21 protein-coding genes and 1 tRNA gene are annotated in these 24,668 nt (G+C 60.2%); 1 reads left to right on the forward strand and 21 read right to left on the reverse strand.

Annotation, left to right across the window (positions count from 1 at the left end; genetic code table 11):
• Position 1 precedes the first annotated feature (1 nt).
• Positions 2–1,918 (reverse strand): heparinase II/III-family protein, encoded by a 1,917-nt coding sequence (locus tag DRB87_RS21865; RefSeq protein ID WP_130027499.1) that lies wholly within the window; start codon positions 1,916–1,918, stop codon positions 2–4.
• A 3-nt stretch (positions 1,919–1,921) separates the two neighbouring features.
• Entirely contained in the window at positions 1,922–4,060 is a 2,139-nt protein-coding gene (locus tag DRB87_RS21870) for a bi-domain-containing oxidoreductase (protein WP_130027500.1), read from the reverse strand.
• A gap of 546 nt (positions 4,061–4,606) precedes the next feature.
• Between DRB87_RS21870 and DRB87_RS21875 the strand changes: the two genes are divergently transcribed.
• Positions 4,607–5,827 carry an acyltransferase gene (locus DRB87_RS21875; RefSeq protein WP_130027501.1) on the forward strand — a complete coding sequence of 407 codons (1,221 nt, stop codon included), beginning with the start codon at positions 4,607–4,609 and terminating at the stop codon, positions 5,825–5,827.
• Between the two features lie 275 nt (positions 5,828–6,102).
• Here the strand turns inward: DRB87_RS21875 and wecC are convergent, their stop codons facing one another.
• The 19 genes from wecC to DRB87_RS21970 all read right to left on the reverse strand — a co-directional run bounded on the left by wecC (position 6,103) and on the right by DRB87_RS21970 (position 24,291).
• The gene (wecC, locus tag DRB87_RS21880; RefSeq protein WP_206100044.1) at positions 6,103–7,323 is read right to left on the reverse strand and encodes a UDP-N-acetyl-D-mannosamine dehydrogenase; all 1,221 of its coding nucleotides are present in this window, start codon (positions 7,321–7,323) and stop codon (positions 6,103–6,105) included.
• 2 nt (positions 7,324–7,325) lie between these two features.
• On the reverse strand, positions 7,326–8,468 hold the full coding sequence (wecB, locus tag DRB87_RS21885) for a non-hydrolyzing UDP-N-acetylglucosamine 2-epimerase (RefSeq protein ID WP_130027502.1): 1,143 nt from the start codon (positions 8,466–8,468) through the stop codon (positions 7,326–7,328).
• 168 nt (positions 8,469–8,636) lie between these two features.
• Positions 8,637–9,389, reverse strand: coding sequence for an AglZ/HisF2 family acetamidino modification protein (locus DRB87_RS21890; RefSeq protein ID WP_130027503.1), 753 nt, complete (start codon positions 9,387–9,389; stop codon positions 8,637–8,639).
• 2 nt (positions 9,390–9,391) lie between these two features.
• Entirely contained in the window at positions 9,392–10,006 is a 615-nt protein-coding gene (gene hisH, locus DRB87_RS21895) for an imidazole glycerol phosphate synthase subunit HisH (protein ID WP_130027504.1), read from the reverse strand.
• Positions 10,003–11,103, reverse strand: a complete 1,101-nt coding sequence (locus DRB87_RS21900) for an N-acetyl sugar amidotransferase (protein WP_240756106.1) — start codon at positions 11,101–11,103, stop codon at positions 10,003–10,005. The genes hisH and DRB87_RS21900 overlap by 4 nt, the downstream gene beginning before the upstream one ends.
• An 88-nt stretch (positions 11,104–11,191) precedes the next feature.
• Positions 11,192–12,016 carry a glycosyltransferase family 2 protein gene (locus tag DRB87_RS21905; RefSeq protein WP_130027506.1) on the reverse strand — a complete coding sequence of 275 codons (825 nt, stop codon included), beginning with the start codon at positions 12,014–12,016 and terminating at the stop codon, positions 11,192–11,194.
• The gene (locus DRB87_RS21910; protein WP_130027507.1) at positions 12,013–13,398 is read right to left on the reverse strand and encodes an O-antigen polymerase; all 1,386 of its coding nucleotides are present in this window, start codon (positions 13,396–13,398) and stop codon (positions 12,013–12,015) included. Before DRB87_RS21910 ends, DRB87_RS21905 begins: the two co-directional genes overlap by 4 nt.
• Positions 13,398–14,669 carry an oligosaccharide flippase family protein gene (locus DRB87_RS21915; RefSeq protein ID WP_130027508.1) on the reverse strand — a complete coding sequence of 424 codons (1,272 nt, stop codon included), beginning with the start codon at positions 14,667–14,669 and terminating at the stop codon, positions 13,398–13,400. The genes DRB87_RS21910 and DRB87_RS21915 overlap by 1 nt, the downstream gene beginning before the upstream one ends.
• A 300-nt stretch (positions 14,670–14,969) precedes the next feature.
• Positions 14,970–15,045, reverse strand: a tRNA-Ala gene (locus DRB87_RS21920).
• 124 nt (positions 15,046–15,169) lie between these two features.
• Positions 15,170–16,879 (reverse strand): thiosulfohydrolase SoxB, encoded by a 1,710-nt coding sequence (soxB, locus tag DRB87_RS21925; protein WP_130027509.1) that lies wholly within the window; start codon positions 16,877–16,879, stop codon positions 15,170–15,172.
• Positions 16,880–17,320: 441 nt separating this feature from the next.
• Positions 17,321–17,767, reverse strand: a complete 447-nt coding sequence (locus DRB87_RS21930) for a TlpA disulfide reductase family protein (RefSeq protein ID WP_165385459.1) — start codon at positions 17,765–17,767, stop codon at positions 17,321–17,323.
• Between the two features lie 359 nt (positions 17,768–18,126).
• The gene (soxX, locus tag DRB87_RS21935; protein WP_130027510.1) at positions 18,127–18,777 is read right to left on the reverse strand and encodes a sulfur oxidation c-type cytochrome SoxX; all 651 of its coding nucleotides are present in this window, start codon (positions 18,775–18,777) and stop codon (positions 18,127–18,129) included.
• A 19-nt stretch (positions 18,778–18,796) separates the two neighbouring features.
• On the reverse strand, positions 18,797–19,582 hold the full coding sequence (gene soxA / locus DRB87_RS21940; protein ID WP_370364043.1) for a sulfur oxidation c-type cytochrome SoxA: 786 nt from the start codon (positions 19,580–19,582) through the stop codon (positions 18,797–18,799).
• Positions 19,583–19,837: 255 nt separating this feature from the next.
• Positions 19,838–20,149, reverse strand: a complete 312-nt coding sequence (gene soxZ / locus DRB87_RS21945; RefSeq protein WP_017233575.1) for a thiosulfate oxidation carrier complex protein SoxZ — start codon at positions 20,147–20,149, stop codon at positions 19,838–19,840.
• A gap of 31 nt (positions 20,150–20,180) precedes the next feature.
• Positions 20,181–20,648, reverse strand: coding sequence for a thiosulfate oxidation carrier protein SoxY (gene soxY / locus DRB87_RS21950; RefSeq protein ID WP_130027511.1), 468 nt, complete (start codon positions 20,646–20,648; stop codon positions 20,181–20,183).
• A 136-nt stretch (positions 20,649–20,784) separates the two neighbouring features.
• Positions 20,785–21,114 carry a c-type cytochrome gene (locus DRB87_RS21955; RefSeq protein ID WP_017233577.1) on the reverse strand — a complete coding sequence of 110 codons (330 nt, stop codon included), beginning with the start codon at positions 21,112–21,114 and terminating at the stop codon, positions 20,785–20,787.
• Positions 21,115–21,199: 85 nt separating this feature from the next.
• Complete coding sequence (locus DRB87_RS21960) at positions 21,200–22,435, reverse strand: c-type cytochrome (RefSeq protein ID WP_130027512.1); 1,236 nt, start codon at positions 22,433–22,435, stop codon at positions 21,200–21,202.
• Positions 22,419–23,786, reverse strand: a complete 1,368-nt coding sequence (gene soxC, locus DRB87_RS21965; RefSeq protein ID WP_130027513.1) for a sulfite dehydrogenase — start codon at positions 23,784–23,786, stop codon at positions 22,419–22,421. Before soxC ends, DRB87_RS21960 begins: the two co-directional genes overlap by 17 nt.
• Before the next feature lie 157 nt (positions 23,787–23,943).
• Positions 23,944–24,291 (reverse strand): metalloregulator ArsR/SmtB family transcription factor, encoded by a 348-nt coding sequence (locus DRB87_RS21970; protein ID WP_130027514.1) that lies wholly within the window; start codon positions 24,289–24,291, stop codon positions 23,944–23,946.
• Positions 24,292–24,668 lie beyond the last annotated feature (377 nt).

The following is a 24,668-nucleotide window of genomic DNA, read 5'->3' on the forward strand; positions in this document are numbered from 1 at the left end:
ACTAGTTCATGAGAAGGGTCGTCACGAAGCGACCGCTGCCCGGCCCCCGAGCTTCGAGGACCGGCAATTCGGTCCGTTCAGCATAGTGCAGCGATTCCTGACCGCAAGCGAGTGCGAGCTGAGACGAGCCTTCGACGCGGATCGACGTCACGCCGTCGGTACAGACATCGCCCTCAAGTCGCCATGCGCCCGGGGCAAGCCGCCAGCGCAATGTGACTTCGGATTCGCCGCTCTCGTACACGTCGGTCACGACGATCTCCGTCGATTGTCCGCACCGCACGTCCCGCTGGTGCCGGTCGCCTTGCCGATTGCGATAAGACGCGCTGAGCTGCCCGCCCGCAAGGTCTGTGCTTTGGGTCTCGCAGCGCAGCCAATCGCCGTAAAGAAAGCGGCTCAGACGCGGCATCTGATTGCGCTGGCCGAACTGAATCGTATTGTGGGACGCGGTACCCGAGAAGTAGTTAAGCGTCGCGGCGTCGGTGTTGTAGGCATAGGTACCGCCATCGCGCAGCACGTTACGCCCGCGCCACCAAACATCGACGTGTAGGCCATCGGCATGCGACGGCCGGAAACGATAAGTCGGATACCGCAACATTACGCGGCCGCCATCGGCCGGCTCACCGAACGACAGCCATGCATACCCGCCCTCGGGGAAGACAACCCGCGACGGTACGGATTCGAGGGCCGAAGGTATCGGCATGCCTAGCCAGTACATCGTCCCGTTGCAAGCGTTGGCATCAATGCCGGCATATGCACACTTGCCCGCAAATACGATCGTCGCCATCTGCACGCTCGGACGAAAGTCGCGATAGGCGTTGCCATCCAGATCGACCAGCCGAGCGCCGTCGTTCGCGCCGAGATTCGGCGCGCCACCGCTGATCGGGTCCGTCATGGCATGCAACCAGCGGGTCGCGGCTCGCAAACGCGAGTGCCACATGGCCCCCAGATCACGATCGTTGGAACGAATGCTCCACCACTGCGCCAGCGTCAGCGTATCGAGCATGAGACGGTGGTAATTGACCGAGTGCTGTGAAAAGCTTCCGTCGGGCAGAATCAGACGCTGTGCCCTCCCGGCCAACCAGTGGCGGCCCAGGCGATACCAGTGGTCGGCTGCCTGACGAATGGCCGGGGCGACGCCAGTCCCCTGACGCACCTCCAGCGCTGCCATGTAGAGCGCCGCCGCTTCCGAGGTCGCGTGGTTGTTCTCCTGCGCGACGGCATACAGCATCGTCGGGGCAATGCGCGCCGCGTGGGTGTTGACGAAGTCCCAGTAACCGGCAGCGGGCATCACATTGGCGTAGCGCCGCAGCAAGTCGGCCACGACGATTACATGCATGAGGCGAATACCGGTCTCCTGCGCGCACTTCCAATTCACCCCCTGATTCACTGGGTTATTTTCACACCAGTCGGATAACCATTTCTCGACGGCCTCCGAAAAGCGTGAGTCGCGCGTCAGCAGCCACGCTTGCGTGAGGGTGACAAGGCCATCGAAACGCGAGGCTTCCCAAATGTCCTTGATGTCGCCGGCCTGCAACCGAAACTCGTCGATGTCGGACCAATGCGTTTCGCGCTGATCGGCCGCACCCTTGCCAGTGGCAGGGTTCCAGTGCCAGTCGGGCGGGAATCCGGTCTCCCGGGTCTCGTTGCCGTAGGCGATAAGCCGACCATCAAGAATCGCTTGCGCACGCGCGACGATGATGTCCCTGCCCGCCGTTGGCACCGACTCGCTCTTGCTCGCTGTGTTGACCTCGCCCATCGCGACGAAAGAGAAGAACGGCCCGCGCGGCCGACCACCGCCCGGCATGACACGACGGTAGTGTCCGATGCGTCCGAGCAGGCGATACCATGCGACCCGGGCAATGTTCGGTGCACCGAGTCGCAGCAATGTGCGTGCTTGGGAGAGGCGTCGCCCGATCATCGGTCAGCCGGCCGCCTGTCCGAGCTGAATGGTCACGCGTGCCACTTCTAGCAATTCGTCGTACGAAATCGGCGACGGCTGGCCTTTCTCTACGGCGTTGAGGAAGGCCGCAGCGCAAGCATCCTGCCCCTTGTCCTGACGCCACAGCTTCACGTTCTTGATCGACGCATCGAAACCGCGCAGCGCGCGATAGTTGTCGAGTTGCATCACGCCGTCGCCCGCAAAGACTTCGAGTCGCTCCTTCGGGAACGCTTTGCCGCCATTGGCAAGATAATGAATCGTGCCGAGCGAGCCGTCGGCGAACGTCAGGGTAATGCTGGCCTTGTCGCTCACGACATCGCCCTCACCACCGATGCAACGAATCGATGCATCCACGATCGGTGCGCCCGCGAGGTGACGCAGCAAATCGATAAAGTGGCATGCTTCGCCGATGATGCGTCCGCCGCCCACCGCCATGTCCTGCGTCCAGTGATTGGTAGGAATCGCGCCTGCATTGACGGTATAGACGAATACCTTGGGCTGTCGAATCGCATCGAGCGCCTTCTTCATCGTCACGACGAGCGGGGAGAAACGGCGGTTGAAACCAACCATCAGAAGCCTGGCGTTGCCTGCGGCCTGCGCCGCCGTATAGGCTGCATCGACGCCTTCGAGTTGTTCAAGCGTAAGCGCCAACGGCTTCTCGACGAACACGTGCTTACCGCCACGTAGCGCATCAGCAACGAATTTTGCGTGGGTGTCGTGACGCGTAGCGATGACGACCGTATTCACATCGGGCGCCGTCATCACGTCGGAAAGTTCGGTCGACGCGCTGTCGAAACCTAATTTCTTGCCGTGATGTACGCCGGAGACGCCACCGCTCGTCACGATCGTGCCAAATTGTGCGCCGGCCTTCTTGAAGGCTGGCAGCAGCACACGCGACGCGTAGTTGCCGGCACCGACGACACCGAGCACCGCCTTGCCTCCCGCCGCCACGACGTTGGCGCCGGCCGACGGCTTGAGCGCCACCTTCTTCACACGCAGATCGGTCTCGGCCACCTCGGGGTATTGCAGCACGATGCCAAGTGCGGACTTGTCTTCGCTAAGGGTTCGATAGGCGTCAATGGCCTGATCGAACGCATAACGGTGCGAGATGAGCGAGCCGACATCCAGACGCCCGGCAGCCATCATGGCAAGCACGGCATCGAAGTTGCGTTGCTCGGTCCAGCGCACAAAGCCGAGCGGGTAGTCGTTGCCGCCCTGCTCGTAGTCGGGATCGTAACGACCCGGGCCGTAGGAGCACGACACCTGAAACGACAGTTCCTTCTCGTAGAACTCCGAGCGATTCAATTCGAGGCCGGTCACACCGACCAACACGATGCGGCCACGCTTGCGGCACATGCGTGCGGCCTGACTGATCGGATCGCTCGACTTGGTCGACGCCGTCACGATGACAGCATCGACACCATTACCGAGCGAGAATGCAGCGGCCACGGCCACCGGATCCTGACCCAGTGCAGGATTGCACGTCTGGATACCGTAGCGACGGGCGAGTGCCAGCTTGCTTTCATCGAAGTCGATACCCAGCACGCGGCAGCCATTTGCCAGCAGCAGCTGTGCGGTTGCCAGGCCAATCAGACCCAACCCCACCACGACCACACTCTCGCCGAGCGTCGGCGCCGCCAGCCGAATCCCCTGCAGGCCAATGGAGGCGAGCACCGTGAACGCGGCCGACTCGTTGTCCACGCCATCGGGAATTTTCGCGCACAAGTGCTTCGGCACGCGCACCAGATCGGCATGCGGACCGTTCGAGATCACACGATCGCCCACGGCGAAACCTTCCACGCCTGCGCCCACTTCGAGCACGACGCCGGCGTTGCAGTAGCCGAGCGGCAGCGGCTGATCGAGCTTGCTCTTGACCGCATCGATGGTCGTCAGGAGACCTTCGGTGCGCACTTTGTCGAGCACCATCTTGACCTTCTCGGGTTGCTGGCGCGCTTTGTCGAACATCGATGCCTTGCCGAAGTCGACCAGCATTCGCTCCGTTCCCGCAGAGATCAGGCTGTGCGTCGAACGAATGATCAACGTTCCCGGCTGGGCTTTGGGTGCCGGCGCTTCCACGATGGTGGTTTCGCCGTTGCTCATGTTCTGAAGAATCTGCTTCATGGGTTGAAATATCTAATATGCTTCAAATCGTTTCATCGCTGACGAGATCGAGTCGCGCACATGATCATAGCGCGGGCTGCGCGGCATCCACGAGCCCGAAGTCAAGAGGCATTACAAGCCATGAGCGGACGGTTCGTGCTTCCGCTCATGCACCCCGCCTGACTAACGTATTTTTGATGGCCGGCCTATCCAGCACGTTGCCATCGTCCGTAAATAGCAGCGGCTCGCGTTAGGCAATCGTCGCGATGTACGGGATAACCAACGCCTCCCGTATATATGCATTCGGCCCACGCCATAAGAACCAATTGCGATTGCCGTTCCGTTGAGCAGTTGGAGTTTCGAACAAAAAACATAAACTTGGCTACAAACCAATAGCATGGCCGAATTCTACCCTCACGGGCCATTTCGTGCCCCTTCCGAGCTTCCGATATTTGGCTCATTGAGGATTATCGGGAAACACTGCCGGGCAGGCCTTCGTTGCACAAGGAACTTTGCGTCCGACGTAGTATGTAGTGGCATAATCTGCGCTTTTCCCTAGCCGACCACATGGACCTGTATTCGATCTGGCCCAGCGCTGTAATCGTCGCCGCCTGCCTAGCCTTAGTCCGCCCCAAATCGCTCTGGCGCTTTCTTGACGATTCTTCGTCAAGAGCGGGCCAGCGCTACGTGACGGTTGATGGCTTGCGAGGTTTTCTTGCGCTCGCTGTGGTGATCCACCATAGCGTTATCAGTTATGGCTTCCATCAGACTGGCGAATGGAAGCTTCCGCCATCTTCGTACTACTCGATCATCGGGGAAGCGGGCGTAGCCATGTTTTTTATGATTACGGCGTTTCTCTTCTGGGGAAAAATTCTTGACCAAGAAGGGCGCGTCGACTGGTTATCCCTCTATTGCAATCGAATCTTTCGCATCGCGCCCCTTTACTGGGTAACCATTGCGTCCATGCTGCTTATCGTGAGCTGGAAGACCAACTTTCAGTTGGCAGTCCCGCTAGCCGAGTTATTGAGTCAACTACTGCAATGGCTTTTACCCGCTCTTGTCGCAGCGCGTCCGATGGTAAATGGTTATGCGTACACGAATACGATTACAGCAAGTGTCACGTGGACGCTGTATTTTGAGTGGATGTTCTACTTCTCCCTTCCTTTCCTGGCAATCGCCGCGGCCAAGCGCTCGTTATTAGCATTTGTGCCGGTCTGCATGTGGGTTATTCTCATTCTGCCCGACGCGTTCATCCATCTTGATCATCCGGCCCCCGTCACGCGCTACCTCGTCACGATGTTTGTCGTCGGCATGCTTGCAGCGAGCTTGACGAGGCGCTTTCCCAAAATGGTTGGTGACAGCGCACTGAAATCCGTCGTGGCGATTTTTCTGCTCGCCCATACGTTGCTACACAACTCGTCGGCATATGATTGGGCCTCTATTGCATCCCTTGGGGCATTCTTTATTCTTGTCTCCAGCGGGACAAGCCTTTTCGGATTGCTGAAGTCGATGTGTGCCATTAGGCTGGGCATCATCAGCTATGGGATTTACCTCCTGCAAGGTCTTGTGATCACGGTTTTCCTCACCCCTCGGATCCTCGGCATCTTCACCACGAAAGGCCCCATCCAATTCTGGGTCACCGTACTCGCAATCACGCTCACCTTGGTCTGCCTTGCCGCTGCCGCGTTTCATTTCATAGAAAGACCGTGCATCCGTTTTGGAAAGCGGTTCTCTAAGTCGTTGCCGCAAAGGCTCAATGGCCTTGAATGTGCCGAACCGCGGAAATGATTTCGCTGACTGGATAGCGAGCACCGTAATTCGGCCATGCGTCTCCGTGGAGATCGACAAATCGCGGGCATTTCCTTAGGTGTAATGACGGAAACGCTGTCGTCCTACGCCCCGTCTGTTTCGCGTTCAAACCGAGCGCCGCAGAAACACGCCGCCCCGAGATCGATCAAAATCAGCTTGTGGACGTGGCCGATGAAAACCGAGGTGATGTCGACCAGTTGCCATCCATGCGGCGCTTTTGCTTTTCGCACAAAGCACCGCAGCAGCGACTGCCGTCAGGCAAAAATACCGCAAAAGTCCAGGGCACCGGCCTTTGCGAGCGATGCGTTGACATCCTTGGTCATAAACTGACGGTGCTTGACCAGCACGGCGAAGACGTCGGCCTGGTCTAGCGCGTCTTCAAGTGACTTCAATGCGAACTGATCATGCGATTCGATGTTCGGCTCGACGGCAACCACGTCATAGTTTTGCGCTTGAAGGGCCGTCGCTACGTGAACAGCCGGTGACTCGCGCAGATCGTCGATGTCGGGCTTGAATGCCAATCCAAGCAGTGCAATCTTCGGTTTACTGCCGAGACGTGCAGAAGCGTCAGCTACGGCAATTTTGATTTGATCGATGGCCCATATCGTCTTGAAGTTATTCACTTCGCGTGCCGAACGAATGATTCGCGTTTCCTCGGGGTTACGAGCTACGATGAACCAGGGATCGACTGCTATGCAGTGACCGCCTACGCCAACACCTGGCTGGAGAATGTTCACGCGCGGGTGACGATTCGCCAGTGCAATAAGCTGCCAGACGTTGATGCGCTCCTTAGCACACACCAACGACAACTCGTTCGCAAACGCGATGTTCACGTCGCGGAAGCTGTTCTCCGTGAGCTTGCACATTTCGGCCGTCTTGGCGTCGGTGTCGAGCACCGCGCCACGCACGAACGCACGGTAGAAGTCGCCCACCACCTTGGTCGCCTGCGGCTCCAATCCACCGACGACGCGGTCGTTTTCGACCAGCTCGGTCATGATCTTGCCCGGCAACACACGCTCGGGGCAGTACGCCATGTGAATGCCGCTCACGTCGACGCCCGCTTCGCGCAGCGTATCCGCCATGGCCTGTGTCGTACCGACCGGCGAGGTCGACTCGAGAATCACCACGTCGCCTGCCTTGAGCAAGGGTGCGATGCTGCGCGTCGCACTCAGCACATAATCGATGTTCGGCTGCGGAATGCCTTCCCCTTCACGGAACGGCGTAGGCACGCAGATCATGTAGACGTCGGCCGGTTGCGGCGACGTGAAGGCTTTCAGGCGACCGGCCGTCACCGCCGCGCGAACGTAGGTATCGAGATCCGGCTCGACGATGTGAATCTCGCCGCGATTGATCGTTTCCACCGCGTGGGCGTTGATGTCCACACCCACGACTTCGTAACCGTTGCTCGCGAGAAGCGCCGCCGTCGGCAGTCCGATGTAACCCAGGCCAACGACGCAAACCGTCTTTTTCACCATTTTTAGATAGTCCTCAGAATTTCGATGATTCGTTCGCAGGCCTTGCCGTCGCCATATGGGTTGTGTGCCCGGGCCATTGCGGCATAGATCGCTTCGTTGTCGAGCAGCTCGCGCATGTTGGAGATGATCGAGTCCCGATTCGCGCCAACGAGCCTGACCGTGCCGGCTTCGACCGCCTCCGGGCGTTCAGTCACGTCTCGCATCACCAGCACGGGCTTACCCAGACTCGGCGCTTCTTCCTGAATACCGCCGCTGTCGGTCAACACGACGGCGCTGTGCTTGAGCAGATACACGAACGGCTCGTAGTCGAGCGGCTCGATAAGATGCACGTTGGCAAGGTCTTCCAGAATATTATTCACCGGTGCGCGCACATTCGGGTTCAGGTGCACCGGATAGACGAAGCGCACGCTCGGATACTGGCCGGCGAGATCCTTCAGTGCCTCACAAATTTGCAGGAAGCCCGTGCCGAAATTCTCGCGCCGATGCCCTGTGATCAGCACGAAGCGCTCGCGCGCCCAGTCGAACGGCAACTGACTGTCCAGATCGGCTTTCAGTGCGTCGCGACGTTGCGGGTCGGCGTCGATACGGCCCAGCACCCAGAGCAAGGCGTCGATGACGGTGTTGCCGGTAACCGCGATTTGGGCGGGATCGACTTTCTCTGCGAGCAGATTCGCCTCACTCGTGCGAGTCGGCGCAAAATGCCAGCGGGCCACTCGGCCGACCGTCTGACGATTGAATTCTTCCGGGAACGGCGCGGAGATATCGCCGGTGCGCAATCCGGCTTCTACGTGCCCGACCGGCACACCGCCATAGAATCCGGCAATCGCGGAGGCCACGGTCGTTGTGGTATCGCCATGGACCAGCAACACGTCGGGCTTATGTTCGCGCAGCACAGCACGCATGCCCAGCAGCACCGACGAGGTCACGTCGTACAGATCCTGCCCGTCGCGCATGACGTTCAGATCGATGTCGGGCGTGATACCGAACACCTTGAGCACCTGATCCAGCATTTGCCGATGCTGTGCGGTCACACAGACAGTCGTCTCGAACGCGTCGGGCTGCGCCTTGAGTGCGTGGTACAGCGGGGCCATCTTGATGGCCTCCGGTCGCGTACCGAACACGAGCATGATCTTCTTGGCGGACATGGAGTCACTCCGGTATTTCCAATGTCCCGGGTTCCGACGCTGAATCGCCGGCTCCGGGGACATAGTGTTCTTTCATATGATGGGGCCGCCTGCGGATGGCTGACCCAGGACGTCGCCGGCGTGCGGCTTGCCCGGCGTGCAGGGGATATGCACTGCGGGCAAAGACGGTCAAGCCAGTCGCGCGGGCTTCGCATAGTTGATCAACACCGCGCGGTACGGCCCCTTGAATACGAACATGCTGCCGGCGGCGGCGCCCACGATTCCCACCTTGTCGATCAGCTCCTGCATGTGCTGCGTATTACCTGCGCCGCCCAGCATCGTCATGGGCAAGCTGGTCGCGGCGCGCACGCTCTCAGCGAGCGGTAAGTCATAGCCTTCCATCTCACCGTCGCGATCGATCGCGTTGATGACGATTTCCCCGGCACCGTACTCGGCAGCCTGCTGACAGAATTCGAGCACGTTGACTTTATGTTTCTCTTTCCCGTTACGCGTGAACACCGTGTAGCCGGAGAACATCTTGTTCTTGCGCACGTCGAGGGTGATGACCACGCTTTGGCCACCCACAGCTTCGGCGACTTCACGGATCAGCGCCGGGCGCGCCAGCGCCGCCGCGCTGATCGACACCTTCTCGAAGCCGAGAGCGACGATCTTGGCCGCCTGCTTCGCATTCGTCACGCCACCGCCATAGCACAGCGGCATGCGCGACTCGACTGCGAGACTGCGCAGCAGATTGAGGTTCGGCTCACGGCCTTGTGCTGTCGCGTCGATGTCGACGAACATCAATTCATCGACTTCCTTCTCGTTGAAGATCTTGACGGCATTGAGCGGGTCGCCGACGTACTTGGGATCTTTGAACTGCCGCGTTTTGACGAGACCGCCGTCATGCATCAAAAGGCACGGGATGATTCGGGAGCGCAGCATGTTTACAGTCCTGCGAAATTGCGAAAGATGGCGACACCGTTCGCATGGCTCTTTTCCGGGTGAAACTGCATCCCGAAAACGTTGTTGCGGGTGACCGAGCAGGTCAGTTCGCGGCCATAGTCCACCGTGCCCAGTACATCTTCCTCATTTGCCGCGCCAAACCAGTAGCTGTGCAGGAAGTAAAAACCACGGTCGAAGTCGATTCCCTCGAAAATCGGATGCTCGCGGCGCGGCTTGAGCGAGTTCCAGCCCATGTGGGGCAGGCGCGGCGCAGCCGGAAGCGTCGACGCGTCGATCTTGCGCACACGCCCGGGAATCCACCCCAGGCCCGAACGCGTACCCTCTTCGCTGGAGTCCGCAAGGATCTGCATGCCGACGCAGATGCCCAACACCTTCTTGCCCTTCACGAGCACCTGTTCGTTGAGCATGTCGACCATGCCCGACTCGTGCAGGTAGCCCATCGTGGTATCGAAATGCCCCACGCCCGGCAGAATGTAACGCTCGGCTTGCGCCAGTTGCTCCAGATCGCCCGTGATTACATGGGGAATCTTCAACTGTTTGTAAATGTTGGCAATCGCACCCACGTTGCCCGAGCCGTAATCGATGATGGCAATCATCGCTTCACCGCCCGGTCGACGCCGATGGCCTTGAGCACCTTGGCGCCCAGGTCGAACATCCACTCCTGATTCTTGTAGTCCTTATAGGTCTTCTTCGGCATCTCGTGATAACGACGCAGTTCGTCGACGCTGATACCGAGCTTCGTCGCGATGTACTCGAAGTCTTCATCGATCGTGGCCGAATCGTAGGCCGGTTTCTTCAGCTTTTCGAGCGCCTCCTCGCGGGTCATCTGCCCGGTCAGGATCAAGCTCGAATACTGTACCTTGCGCGTATCGTAGCCGAAACGGGTCGGCAGCCAATAGCCTTCGTAGAAACGCGTGAAACGCGATTCGAAGTGCTTTTGGGGATACGGACGCCAGCCGTACGTCTGCGCCAGCGTGGTCGAGGCGAGTTCCTTTGTGTACGGCAGGTAGTTCAGCGGCTTGAGTACCTGCACGCCCTTGATATAGCGCAGATATACCTTATGGAAAAGAATGCTGCTGAACGGATACGTCTTTAGCTCGCGCGCTCCGAACTTGCGGTGAATATCGTTGAGCTGCGCCATATCCGTGCCGTAATACAGCCACTCCTTCGGATTGCGCACACATTCCGTCGCGTAATTACCGCCATTCAGAATGTGCTTGATATTGTGTTTGTTCGCGAAGTGATAGAGTGTTGCGATGAAGGCGTGATCCTGCGGAATGTCCAGGTGCGGAACGCCAGCCTTGAAGAATGCCAACTGGAAGTCCTTCATTTCCTCCCAGTTGATCACTTCCGTGTAAAGATCCAGGCCGAGCTTGTCGACGATCACCTGAATGTTGTTCACGGCGATATCCGTATTCCAGCCGCCATCGACGTGGAACACTAGCGGACGCAGACCGAATTCGCTTACGGCCAGATGCAACAAATACGAGCTATCCAGACCGCCGCTCATACCCATGATGCAATCGAACGGCTTGCCCTTGCCGGCCGCTTTCACCTCTTCCACCATTTTGGCGAACATCGCCTTACCTGCGTCGTTCGGGTGCCAATGCGGCAATACGTCCGCCTTGAAGCCCCGGCAGTGATCGCACACGCCGTTCTCGTCAAACGCGATCAGCGAGTCTGTCGTGTCCATCACGCAATTCGTACAAACCTGATACTGCCGCATAGATCAACCTTGACTAATCGAATTAGTAAATATTCTTTCTGCCCAGCGCTATCATTCAGCGAAGCACTTTCACATATTTTCGGTATTCGCGGTGTGCATCACGAGCCATTTCCCAACGGCGACGTCCCGGCAGCTTGGCCAGCGACGCATGCCAATGGTGAACTACCTGCACACACGGGTCGTAATAGACCTGCTCGCCAACGTCGCTTAATTGCTTACTGAGAAAATATTCTTCCGACATCATGAATGTCGGCGCCCACAGTTCGGAGAAACGCTCAAAAAACGCAGGCGTAAGAATATAGCAGGAACCATGCCCTTGATAGATGGGGCGAGCCGTTTGCCACTCTCGTTCGTCGTGCCGATCCGACAGCGATGGCAACATTGACGCAGCCTTCAGAATCGCCATGCCAAGGTAGTAGTTGCTGTAATACAGATCGTAAAACAGCTCCCTAACAGGACTAATGGTCGAGATGACATGCGGATTTTGGTGCTCGCCATTCAGGGTGAGCACGTCCGGCGAGATGACCAGATGCTTGCCGAGACGCTCGGCGTTGCGCTCGAGGCGATCGGCAAATTCGGCGGGGAATTCCAGATCGTTATTCCCGATGGCCATCCACCCCAAGCCCGGGCTGAGTTCGCGCACTCGCGCAATACCCGCGTTGAGTCCTTTGAAGTAGCCCATGTTTTCCTGACTGTAGATGACGTCTACGTCAGGAAAATCGCGTTGGATATCGCGCAAGAGCCCAACATTCTGGCTATCCGACGCGTTATCCACGACCACAATGTGAAACTCGTGCCCGGCTATCTTCAGGAGAGTTTCAACCGCCGTTCGTGTAAATGCACTGTTATTGTAGTTTGTGCAGACATACCCTAATTTCATTTATCACCTTCTCGATAACCTATCGCCGTCGCACGTTTCACCCCGTCGCGCGTACCGATCTGCGGGCCCTGCCGCTCAGACCTTCGGCTGAAAAACCATCCGTTTACCCATAGCACGGCAGCCGTCAGCATCAGGCTGGCGTAAATGCTGTTCCAGATAAACAAACTGATGATGAAGGACGTGTAGAAGAACCCAATCGAGTGAATAAAGATCGAAGTCGACAGCGCTGGCCGCCGCATTCGCAAAAACAGGTAATACGCGAAATGAATGACAATGCCTGCCGCGAACATAGCGAGCACCGATCCGCCCAGCCCAAAGTCATCGATCAGACCACGGAACATCGTGTAGATGTTCGTCTGAAACATATCTCCGTATTTGAAGTACTCCTCATACACTCCATCGGGAACTTTCGTATCGTTACCGAACAGCTTCGCCAGCGCAGTGAACGTATAGAATCCATAGCGTCCCAGGCCATCCGAATAAAACAACGCTTGGCTGCCGCCGAGCAGTTCCGAGAACCAGTCGGAGAACGCATAGATATGCGCTGCGGCGTATGAGGCGAATAGCCGGACGATCTGCTGCTGCGCGCCGTCAGGCGTTCCTGACGCATCAAGAATGCGGGAAAGAAACGAAATCGTGACAAAGACAACAACGACACCGGCATACGGCACCGAGCGGCGCACGTCGCGCCAGGTGAACACTTTGAGCTGACCTTCGTTCACTTTGTAGATCAGGTGTGCGCCCCAGAACAACACCAGCACGAGGAATAGCGCGCCTTTGGCTCCTTGCAGTAACATGGCCATGATCGACGGGAGAAAGGTCAACAGCAGGACAAGCCGCTTCCTGCCGCCCAAGCTCATCGACGAGAAGACGAAGCCGCCCAAAATGGCGCTCGGATACTGAAGCACGAAACTGAGCTGTCCGAAAATGTTCGGCGTCACCTGCCCGAGGTAACGTCGGACCATCATCTGCTGAGCGACTTCCAATGGGTTGGAGAGCACTGCCGATACCGTCACGCCCTGAATGAACAGGTCCACGATCAGACAGAAGATCGTCAGGGTGCTGCCGGCATAAAAGCAGGTCCGGATGAACGGGCTACCGTAGTCGAACGACCGCCCGATAACGGCCTTGATGCGAAAGGCACTGCGCCATTGGAACGGCACGGCACTCAGCGAGAAAGCGATGCAGCAGACGAGGATATAGAGAATGGCGGTGGCGTCGACAGGCACGTTCCAGAGCCCGACAAGCGGCACAAACGTATACAGGAACCAGAACAGTCCAAAAATCGTACCCGGCACGATCCACGAGCCAGCATACACGCCCAAGCCCCATGCCTGCAGCAAAATCATCAAACTGAAGACGACTGCGACGAACTTCTCCATTACGAATGCGCTTTTTGCTTTCGAATTTGCAACCCGAAATACCGGCCCACGATCAGCAAGAACAACATACCCTCCGAGAGTGTCAAGCTCACGGCTGCGCCGATGGCGCCATAGAAATGCCCCAGCACCAGCGTAGTGACGACGCTAGTACAACCGGCCGTCAGAATGGCATGCAGCAAATATTTGCGCTGGCCGAGGATATTCAGCCCGGCACTGCCGAACATGAAGTTTGCGACGCCAAATAGCGTGGCAAAGCTCATGATCGAGATAAACAGGACGACGGTACGCCCGTCTTTGATGTTGCGCAGGGCCGGGACATGGTCACTCAGCAGCGGCAACACGAAGCTGAGCGCACACCATCCTCCGATCAAGGCAACGCCCTGAGGCCATGTCAGCGCGAATAGTCGCCGCCACGTGGCGGGGTCCGGCGCTTGCGCCGCGCGGGATACGAGCACGGCGCGCGGGAAAAACAATTGATTCAGCGGTCGAACCCCGGCTTGCACGGCTTTCACCAGTTTTTCGGCGAGCGAATACGCCGCAAGCGCCGCCCCCTGGTACCCGAGCAGCCCAAGCAGCAGGACATTTGAGTCCCTGTACAACGCCACGCCCACATTCCCGACGAAGATCTCCTTTCCGGACACAAGCATGTCACGCATCTCCGAATACGAAACGGGAACCAGCCGTATGCCCAGACCGAACACGGCAAACGCGACCATTAACACCGCACCGACCAGATACATGCCGCCCATCACCTTAGGCACCAGAAGATAGTCGTCAGGCGTTTTGAGTAGCCAGAAGATGAGCCCAACGGCGACGGCTCGCGTGGAGAACGTGAGGATCGCAGGCGGCAGGTTCATCTGCAACCCCTGATACAGCCAGGTCGGCGCAAGCGCATAGCTGAGAGGCACCAGCATCCACCAAAGCGCGGAAACCAGCAGTTCGTGACGGTATAACGCCAGACCGGACACGAACAACGGCGCGATGACGGCGAACAAAATCAGCCGCATGATGAAAATGCGGCTGAAAACGCGGGAAATGCGCTCGGAATCGTTTTCGTGCTTCAGCCCAGCAACCTGCGCAACGCCATCAATCTCAAAGCTATATAGCACCACGGCAATCGTGATGACGGAGATCGCCTCCGTAAACACCAGATCAGCGTAGTGCTTGGCGCCGAGAACCCCAAGAGCAAATGGGAAGACCAACAACGGAAGTGCGGCATTCGATCCCTGAATCGCCGCCAAGGCCATCAGGTTTTTGGCATGCTTGAACATTTTCTTTCAGTCTTGCGGGCACGGAACCTTGCCTCGGAACCGCTCCATCCGGCCGCTTGTGAGTCGACGCATATTAGCACACCACCACAACCCAAAATGTGCCGAAAATGCCACCATCACAAAGGAATCTTATGATTAATGTTCTTTTGGATGCCCTATTCCACCAGGTATTGCGGGACGAGCGCCTCACCAACCGAAGTGAAATCTGAATATTAGATTTAGCTCATCACATCCCAACATCTTCCCAAAATGCACCCGCAAAAAATCCGCAGAACGCGGTGATGGAAGGATGAAGAAGATTGGTGGAGCGGAGGAGGATCGAACTCCCGACCTTCGCATTGCGAACGCGACGCTCTCCCAGCTGAGCTACCGCCCCACACGAAGCCACAATTATAGCGACTTTTCTCGGGGCGGCGAGGAACCGAGCAAATTGCTCGGGAATTGGCAAATTTTCCGCATTTTCATCGGGATACGCGCTTCTGCAGCAGTACCCTTCTCCCTCAAGCCGCCCCAAAATTCCCCTTCATCCCCTTGATGGACGGGACTTTCGGCGCTTTCGCCACCACCGTCTTCTGCGCGCGCAGATGCCGCGCCACCACATCCCACACCGGTTCGCCCTGGGCCCCCTCCGCCACCGGCGCCCAGCCGGCCACCTTGTACGTCTTCCCCGCCTCGATCAGTTTCCCGTTCAGACGCATTTCCATAATCCGCTGCCCCATCGGGGCCGTCGGGTCGATCGTGTAGTCCATGCCGCCCACGCGCACCATGTCCCCGCCCTGCTGGTAGTACGGATCGGGGTTGAACAGGTTGTCGGCTACATCCTCGAGCACCGTCTTGATCGTCTCGCCAGTCATCGGAGTGAGTGTCGTGTACGGGTAAGTGATCGCCGTCTGATCGAGCAACTGCTCCATCGTGATCGTTTGCCCCGGAAGCAGCGAAGTCCCCCAACGGAAACCCGGCGAGAAGCCAATCTCGGCATCCTTCTCCGCCATCACCGCATCGAGCAGCAGTTGATCGAAGGTCCCGTTGAAGTTCCCCCGCCGATACAACACGCCCTCCGTCACCGCCAGCGGTTCCGCCAGCTTCGCCGCGAACGGCGCACGCACGCGTTCGATCAGCGCCTGCATCGGCGCGTCGGCCGGAAGCAGATTGGCAAAAATTGGCAACAGTTTGTAACGGAAGTCCACCGGCTTGCCGCCCTTCACATCGAAGTCCAGCACTGCCAGGAACTTGCCGTTCGACCCGGCATTCGTCACAAGCGTCTTGCCGCCAGCGTTTTCCACGATGACAGGCTTCGGCACCCCGTCGTGCGTATGACCGCCCAGAATTGCATCGATACCCCGCACCCGCGACGCCAGCTTCAGATCCACGTCCATCCCGTTGTGCGACAACAAGACCACAACCTGCGCGCCCTTGCCGCGCACCTCGTCGACCATCGACTGCAGACGCTCCTCCTGAATGCCAAACGTCCAGTCCGGCACGAAGTAACGTGGGTTCGCAATCGGTGTGTACGGGAACGCCTGCCCGATGATCGCCACCGGCACCCCGTTCATCGTCTTGATCGTGTACGGGGCGAAAACCGGATCCCCAAAATCGTTCGTCTGCACGTTCTGCGCGACGAAGTCGATCTTGCCCTTGAGCTGCTCCTCGACCACCGACTTCACACGGTCAGCACCATACGTGAATTCCCAGTGCGCCGTCATCACGTCGACGCCAAGCGCCAGCGTGGCGTCGACCATGTCCTGGCCCTTCGTCCACATCGATGTGGCAGAACCTTGCCACGTATCGCCGCCGTCCAGCAGCAGCGCGCCAGGACGCGACGCCTTCATGCGCTTGACCAGCGTCGCAAGATGCGCGAACCCGCCCACCTTGCCGTACGTGCGCGCCGCCGCCGCGAAGTCGAGATACGTGAACGCATACGCGTCGGGTGTGCCGGGACGCAGGCCGTACGCCTTCAAAAACGCCTCGCCCACCAGATGCGGCGGCTTGTTCGCCTGGTCGCCAATCCCCAGATTGACGCTCGGCTCGCGGAAATACATCGGCAACAACTGCGCATGGCAGTCGGTAAAGTGCAGCAGATGCACATTGCCGAACTTCGGCAGATCATAGAACGACGACGCCCCTGCGGCGGCCGCCGTCTCGTGATGCGAAAGTGCCATTCCGCCGGCTGCCGCCACAGCCAACACCTGCATGAACTCGCGTCGATTCATTTCGTCTCCGTAACGCACACGTCGTGCGGCGCGCCTGCTTTATCGTTAGCCAATGTAGCCATACCCGCCAGCGCGTACCGCGCCAGCAAACCATCGACGCGATGCCGCGGTAAGCGGCCCGGGACGATTCGGTAACGATCATCTTCCGTCTCGTCCCGCCGACTCACCGAGCCCCCGACCACCGAGTTATCGATTCACCGAGTCGCCAAATCACTGATTCAAACCCTGAGTCCTCGTGTAACCGGGTTACCCAATCACCCAACCACCGGGGCACTTGGGCACCTTGGGCACCTTGGGCACCTTGGGCACCCTGGCACCCTGGCACCCCGGCACCCTGGCACCCTGGCACCCTGGCACCTTGTCACCTTGTCACCTTGTCACCTTGTCACCTTGTCACCTTGTCACCTTGTCACGTGGTCACCGTGTCACTTGGTCATCTGGTCACTTTCCCGCGTAATCCGCCAGCGCCGCCACGTCCTCGCCAAACATCTCGCCCACCTCCTTGCGCAGCACTTTGCCGTTGCGGCCGATCACATACAGCTCCGGCAACCCGCGACGCTTACCCAGCACCGCCCGCCAGGCGTCCGTTTCCATACCCGCCGGAAACGTATAGCCATGCGTCTTGAGATAGTCGATGGCTTCCTGCGGCTTCTTGTCGATCGATAACGTGACGATCTGGATCGGCTTGCCGCGGGTGGCCTCGTACAGCTTCTGCACATGCGGATTCTGCTGCGCACAGAACGGGCACCACGATGCCCAGTACTCGACGATGACCGTACGGTCCTTGAACGCGCTCGCCGGCAGCGTCTTGCCATCGAGCAACGTGAGCGACGGCAGCGTGACCGTGTCGCCGACCTCAAGCGCGTGCGCCGGTGTGCCAAGAGCCATCGCTCCCACGACGAACACCGTGCCAATCGTTGCGTCCAAACGCCCGAGCACGCCAATGTCGCGTCGTCGCGCAGCACGGCGCGATCCACGCCCCGTACAGGCATTAAATACGGCGTCCATTCCACTCAGCATCATGTGAACAGCCACTTGCCACAAGCGCATTCGCGCAACTGGCGAGCCCACGCCAGACGCAAGCAAACACCCGCTTCGCCACCCCGCACGCGAGCAAGACCATCGCGACGGTCGGCGACGATCAGCGGTTTGATTCGAATATTCCAGGGATGTCATGCGGCACTCCGGAAGCCGGCGGCGGCCGTCGATCGCAACGATCTCGGGCCGCGAGCCGGAACGGCGGTGGCTTACTGGTTGACGGGAGACGCGGGGTCGAGCAGAAGCGCCATGACGTCCTTCAATTGCTTCTCCGTCAGGATGCCCGCTGCGCCAAATCGCGGCATGTTCGAGCAGGCCGTGTAGCTATGCGAGTCATAGACCTTCGCCCATGTGTACTTGACCACTTCGGTCGAGTCACCCCGCAGCTTGCCGTAGTGATACAGCGACGGTCCGATGTTGCCGAACGAGATTTCGCTCTTGGTCAACTGGTGGCACGCGTAGCAGTTGCCGCCATTGACGGTATCGGCCTTGTCGGTGAACTGCAGGCCACGGCCGTTCTGGGCAACCTTCTCGCCTTCCTTCCAGTCGCCGAGATATTGGCCGTCGGCCGGTGCCTTGACCTTCGTCATCTCGGCTTTTTGCAGACGCTCGGCCACCTTCGCCGGCATCGGCTTGGTCGCGTACTGCGTGCACAGCTTCTGCAACTCGCTCTGATCGATGCGGTCAAGCTGCGCGATGCCCGAGGCGCGGAACGAATCGCGCAACTCCTGCACAACGGCCGCATCGGTCGTGCCGCTCACCAGCTTCGGACTCTCGTCCTGCGCAAAGGCCGTGCCGACGACGAGTGCCCCGGCCGCTGCCAGCGCGACGCCCGTCGCGCGCAATGCGAATGATTTCATGGGTGTGCCTCGCAATCGGTCAGCGCTTCAGGCCAGGGGCGTCCATCTTGCCGCCATTGGCCATCACGCCGAGAAAGGTAATCAGGTCAATGGACGCCTGCGAGCCGTAATTCAGCACCGGCATGCGCTGCTGGCGGAAACAGTCGTTCATCCGCCACTGCATCGTGCGCAGCGCGCCTTGCGAGACGCGATAGCCCGGCCACGTCGCAAACGCCTGTCGCGCCGCCGCAGGCTTGGTCAGATTCGGCAGATCCTGAAGCCGGATACGCTTGTCATCCGCCCCGTGACACGACGCGCACGAGAAATCGTACGGACCGGAACGGTAATAGAAGATCTTCTGACCGCGCGCGTAGGCTTCCTTCTCCTCCTTGCGCGCCTGCGACACGTGAATGAGCGCGCCACGTGACTGACCCGCCACATAGGCGGTGAGCGCTTCGAGGTCGGTCGGGTCCTGCCCTTCCTTGGAGAACGGCTGCTTGATGACGTCCGCGCGCTTGAAGCCCTGCAGATGCACCATGCACTCGACGATGCGTGACTCGGCATCGAGTACGCGCTTCGTGTCGGGGAAGTAGCGCGGTAGTTGCGCGTAGGCGTTCTTGACGACACCCGCACCAAGACCCAGGTCGCACTGCGCCATCGACACGTTGTTCGGGCCGCGTGGCGTTTTCCAGAGTTCCTCGCCTCGCATTTCGACGAGTTCCGCCGGATTGCCGTCGGCGAGCATCTCGCGGTATTGCGCGATGGCGTCCGCCGTCGAGCTTTCTGCAGCGAATGCGGGGGCACTGACGCCCGCGATGACGAGCATGCCGCCAAGCACAGTCCGTCGCAGCCACGCTGCGTCTCCTGCCGTGCTCATTCGTTGGCTCGCCCGTGCGCTATGTTGCGCCTCGTTCATCTCGATCTCCTCTTCGTGGGGTTGGTCCGCGCAACGGGGAATCTCCCGAGAGCGCTCGTGCTTGCACACTGCACGGCGCGGATTTCTCGTCACGCCGTCCCACCCGGCCGGATCCGCGTGGCAGCGCCTATGACTCGCCGCCGCACGTCTGCCGACGTCCGCCCGTCAGGCGATGGCCGTCTCGTCGGTCCGCGAATCGCCCTTGTTGTCGACCCACATGACCGTGACCTTGTCGCCCTTCTTGGCGCCCTTGAACTTGAACGCCATGAACGGATCTTTCGACACCGCCGGACCCCATTCGGCCGACAGTACCGTCTTCCCGTTGCAAGTCACCGTGACGTTCTGGATGAAGTGTGCCGGGACGATATTACCGGAAGCGTCCTTGCGCTGGCCGGTTTCCATGATGTGACTCATCAGCACCTTGACCTCGACGACACCGCCGGCCTCGGTTGCGCGAATGCGCATCGGATTACCCATGTTGTGGCTCCTCTGTTCTACGATGCGTCGCTTAACCGCCGCAGCCGCCCAGCGTGACCTTGATTTCCTTCTCGGCCACGAGGTACTTGTTGTCCGCCTTGACGAGCGCATAGACCTTCGAGGTCTGGCCCATCTTCACGCGCGTGGTCACCGCCGGCTCGGTACCGTCGGGAATATCGAACGACGCCGCAAGCGTATTCGGATTCTTCTCGATCAAGATCGCGATCATCTGCGTATTCGGCGCCTTGCTCGCCACCGCCACCGGCACCACCGCACCGTTCTCGGCGATGTCAGGCGCGGTCAGCACGACCAGATCGCTCGGGCTGGTGCCCGTGCCGCCCAGGGCCTTGACCGTGTCGGCCACGCTCCGGGTCGAGAACGCCGCCTTGTTCCAATGCGCCTCTGCCGCGCGCGCCTCTTCGGGCTTGATCAGCCCGGCGGCTACCGCCAGTCCCATTACCGCGGAAAACCGCAGCATGTCGCGTCGCTGTTGGTTCATCTCTGTGTGTTTCCTTCTCTGAGGGCCGCCGGTGCGTGGCGGACCATCGATCCGCCACGCACCGGCCGCCGTTCGCTCACCTGACCCGCCACCCGATCCTGCCGAGTAGCCCGCCGGCGAGCCCCCTGCCCCGGTGTTACTTCGCCGGGGCGCCGGCCAGAACCCACTCAACGAGGATCTTGGCGTCGGCATCCGACAGGTTCGGGTGCGCCGGCATCGGGATCGGACCCCAGACACCCGAACCACCGCCCTTCACCTTCTTGACCAGCTTGGCCACCGCGTCCTTGTCACCCTTGTACTTGGCGGCCACTTCCTGATAGGCCGGGCCCACCAGCTTCTTGTCGACGGCGTGGCAACCCATACAAGCGTTGGCACCCGCGAGCTTGGTCGCCGCTGCGACATCGACACCGGCATGGGCCAGCGAGGTGCCGGCCAGCATGGCCGCGGCGATCAGCATCTTTTTCATCGTATCTCCTTCGATTTGTGTAGGGGACGGAGGTCCTGCGGCGGCCCGAGAGCCCCTCGGTGCGTCCGTCGAACCTCCTGCCCGCTCAATGTGCACCACGGAGAATCCAGTCGACCATCGTACGGATATCGGCTTCGGCGACCTGCGATTGCGGCGGCATTGGCATGCTGCCCCAATTGCCGGCGCCGCCGGCACGTATCTTCGCCACCAGTTTTTCAGCCGCATCCGGCTGCCCATGGTACTTGGTGGCGACCTCCGAGAAGGCGGGTCCGATCTTCTTGTCGGTCACGCCGTGACACGCCAGACAACCATTCTTGTCCGCAAGCGTTGCTGCCGATGACGTCACAGCGGCGGAGTGGGCCGGCGCGTCCGAACTCGCCATGCCGAGCGTGGCGAGGGCCGCCGTCTTGCGCACCGACGCGTTTTGCGCGGCAGTGCCCGACAGCGGCGGCAGCTTCGTATCGACACCGCGCACCGGACCGATGATCCGGTTTTGCGCGGCCAGATCCCCATGTGCGTCGCGGGCGTACGCAGGGAGTGCGGACGTCACGATACCAGCCTCGGGACAATCCTGCATACAGGCCTTGTTATGAGTATCCGGTTTGTCGCCCACGCGCCACATGCCGTGCGCACGCGTCATCCCGTTGCGATTGGGCATCAGTTTCTGCACGTCGCCAATGGTCTTGTCCGACAGCACGAAGTCCGACGGCACGATCTCCGCGAGATTCAGGAGATAGGCGGTGACCGCGTACACCTCGTCGGGCTTGAGCGAGCGCGGCGCGTTCCACGGCATGGCGCGACGGATGTAATCCCAGATCGTCGAGATCGTATCGACCTTCATGAAGGTGGTGCGCACCGGCTGATTGTTCGCGCGCAGCGACGCCACGTGCCCCGTTTTGATGTCATCGGCCGTGGTGCCACCCACCAGCGGGTTGAACACCTCGTTGCTCTCGCCGAACGTACCGTGACACGACGCACAGCGGGCGTCGTACACCTTTTGGCCGTCCGCGACAGATCCCTGCCCCTTGGGCAAACCCTTGAAGTCAGGACGCACATCGATGTCCCACGCGCTCAATTCGGCCGGCGTGGCGTCGCGCCCGATCCCGGCCGGTGCCTTGATGGGCGTCTGGCCCGGCGCCGACGCCGCCGTCTTCGCACTGCCGGACGCGTTGGCCGACGCCGCCTGCGCCGGGGCCGAGAACCAGGCCGCGACCGTTAAACCCGCGAGCGTCAATGCGGCCACCCACAGTCCGGCCAGCACCACCGACTGCGCGCGCCGGCGCAAGGGGCGCTGCAACTTGCGTTCAATCGACGTGGACATTGGTCACCTCCCCGTTCGCCGCCACTTGCCACGTCTGGATCGCGTTGTTGTGATAGATCGACTTCGTGCCGCGCACTTCGCGCAGTTGCCGATAGCGCGGTTGCACGAAGCCCGTCTCGTCCATGGCCCGGCTTTGCAGGAGCGCCGGCGAGCCGTCCCATTGCCAGTCGAAATTGAAGCGCGTGAGGCACTTCGGCAGCACGGGCGATTCGAGCCGTGCCACGCGCCAGGTCTTGCCGCCATCGGTCGACACGTCGACCCGTTTGATGCGGCCCCGGCCCGACCACGCAAGTCCGGTCACGTTGAAATAGCCGCGATCGAGCAGCGCCTGTCCACCGGAGGGCGACGTGATGACCGACTTGCACTCCTGGATCGATGTGTACTGGCGATGCTGGCCGTCCGGCATCAAGTCGACGTAATGGCTCGTTTCATCCTTGGTATTCCATGGCGCGTCACCAATCTTGATGCGACGCAGCCATTTCACCCACGACACACCCTGCACGCCCGGCACGACCAGCCGCAGCGGATAGCCGTTTTCCGGACGCAGCATTTCGCCGTTCATGCCCCAGGCGACGAGCACGTCGGAGAGTGCCGCCTCCATCGAGATCGTGCGGGTCATACCGGAACCGTCGCCGCCTTCGGCGAGCACGTATTGGCCGCGCTTGGTATCGGCGCCCACCTCGTCGAGCAGCACCGACAGCGGCACCCCCGTGAACTCGCAGCAAGACAGCATGCCGTGCGTGTACTGGACGGTCGGCACGGCCGCATTGCCCCATTCCATGCCGGTGTTCGCACCGCATTCGATGAAGTGCATGCGCGACACGGACGGCAGGCGCATGATGTCGTCCATCGTGTACACCTTCGCTTCGCGCACGAGGCCATGCACCATCAGACGATGCTGCGTTGGATCGATCTCCTGCCAGCCCTGATGATGGCGCTCGAAGTGCAGCCCACTGGGCGTGATGATGCCGAACAGGCCCTGCAGCGGCGTGAATGCCACCGATGCCTGCGCGGTCTGCGTCAGCCCTGGCGACTGCCGGCGCTGTAGGTTCGCCTCGAATTTCGACGGCATGCCGTACGGACGCGCCGCGACCGGCTGGCCCAGCGATGTGGCCCACGGACGCGGTTCGAGAATCATCGGATCCCCGGCAGCCTTGGGCGCGTCGGCGGCAAAGGCCGTGCCGCCAGCGAGCGCGGCACCGGCAGCCAGGAAGCTGCGCTGCAGAAAGCTGCGTCGGGTGGGACTCAACCCGTCGCGAGCGATGTCGTCGGCGAGCGTGCTGTCGACGAAGTTCTCCGGAGCCCGGCGCAAACGGCCGGCTCGCGATGTGCTATCGCTGGTCTTGCTCACCCTGTCTCCTCGCGTTTTGTGGCGTCCGCCCGCGTCGCGAGGACACGGGCGGATTACCGCTTGCGTTTCACAATATTCGCGCGGTCTGATTGCCGCGCTGACCTACGGGTGTTGCCATACTGCGGTGCTACGCCCCCACAAGCGCCTGCGGCATGCGTCAGTTCACGCGTGGCATAAAGCCATCGACGGCACGCTCCGGCAGCGCCTCCTCCTCGAGTCGGCCGGCGACCTGCACGCACACTGCGCGGCAGATCTCGACCACCCCGGTATCCGCGATCGTGTAATACACCTGATTCCCATCGCGACGGCGCGCCAACACGCCCGCCTGATACATCGCCCCGAGATGCCGCGATACGTTCGTCTGCGACGAGCCCACCTGCGTCACCACCTCGCTCACCGAGCGCTCGCCACCGCACAGCGCATGCAGAATCCGTAACCGGGTCGGCTCGGAGAGCAGGCTGAAGTAGTGCGACACCTTTTCGAATACGCGATCGAGTTCTTCCATGACGGTCAGTCTTTGAGTTCGTATGCTGGCACAAGGAGTTTCGTATATGCCTAATGACGCATATACGGATAATCAAAACAATAAGCATCGGACGCAAGCTGCACTGCAGCACGTTGGAGACCGTTGCCTCGTCGCGGAGGACCTGCATTTGGCGCCGATCAGACGCGTTGCCGTATATATCCATGGATATAGCGCCCCACCTCGTATGCGTTTGCGCGACACGCAACGCCGAACGTACCGCCAGGTACAGCCGCATGCGCGACGACCCGGCGGATTGGAGCATCAGGGAAAAACCCGATAAGAAAGTGGCGGGAGACAGCGTGCCAGGGCACCACATTTTGCGGACGTCGTCCGCGGGCGATGGCGCAACGGCGACG

The organism is Pandoraea sp. XY-2 (genome assembly GCF_004193915.1).
Classification (GTDB): domain Bacteria; phylum Pseudomonadota; class Gammaproteobacteria; order Burkholderiales; family Burkholderiaceae; genus Pandoraea; species Pandoraea cepalis.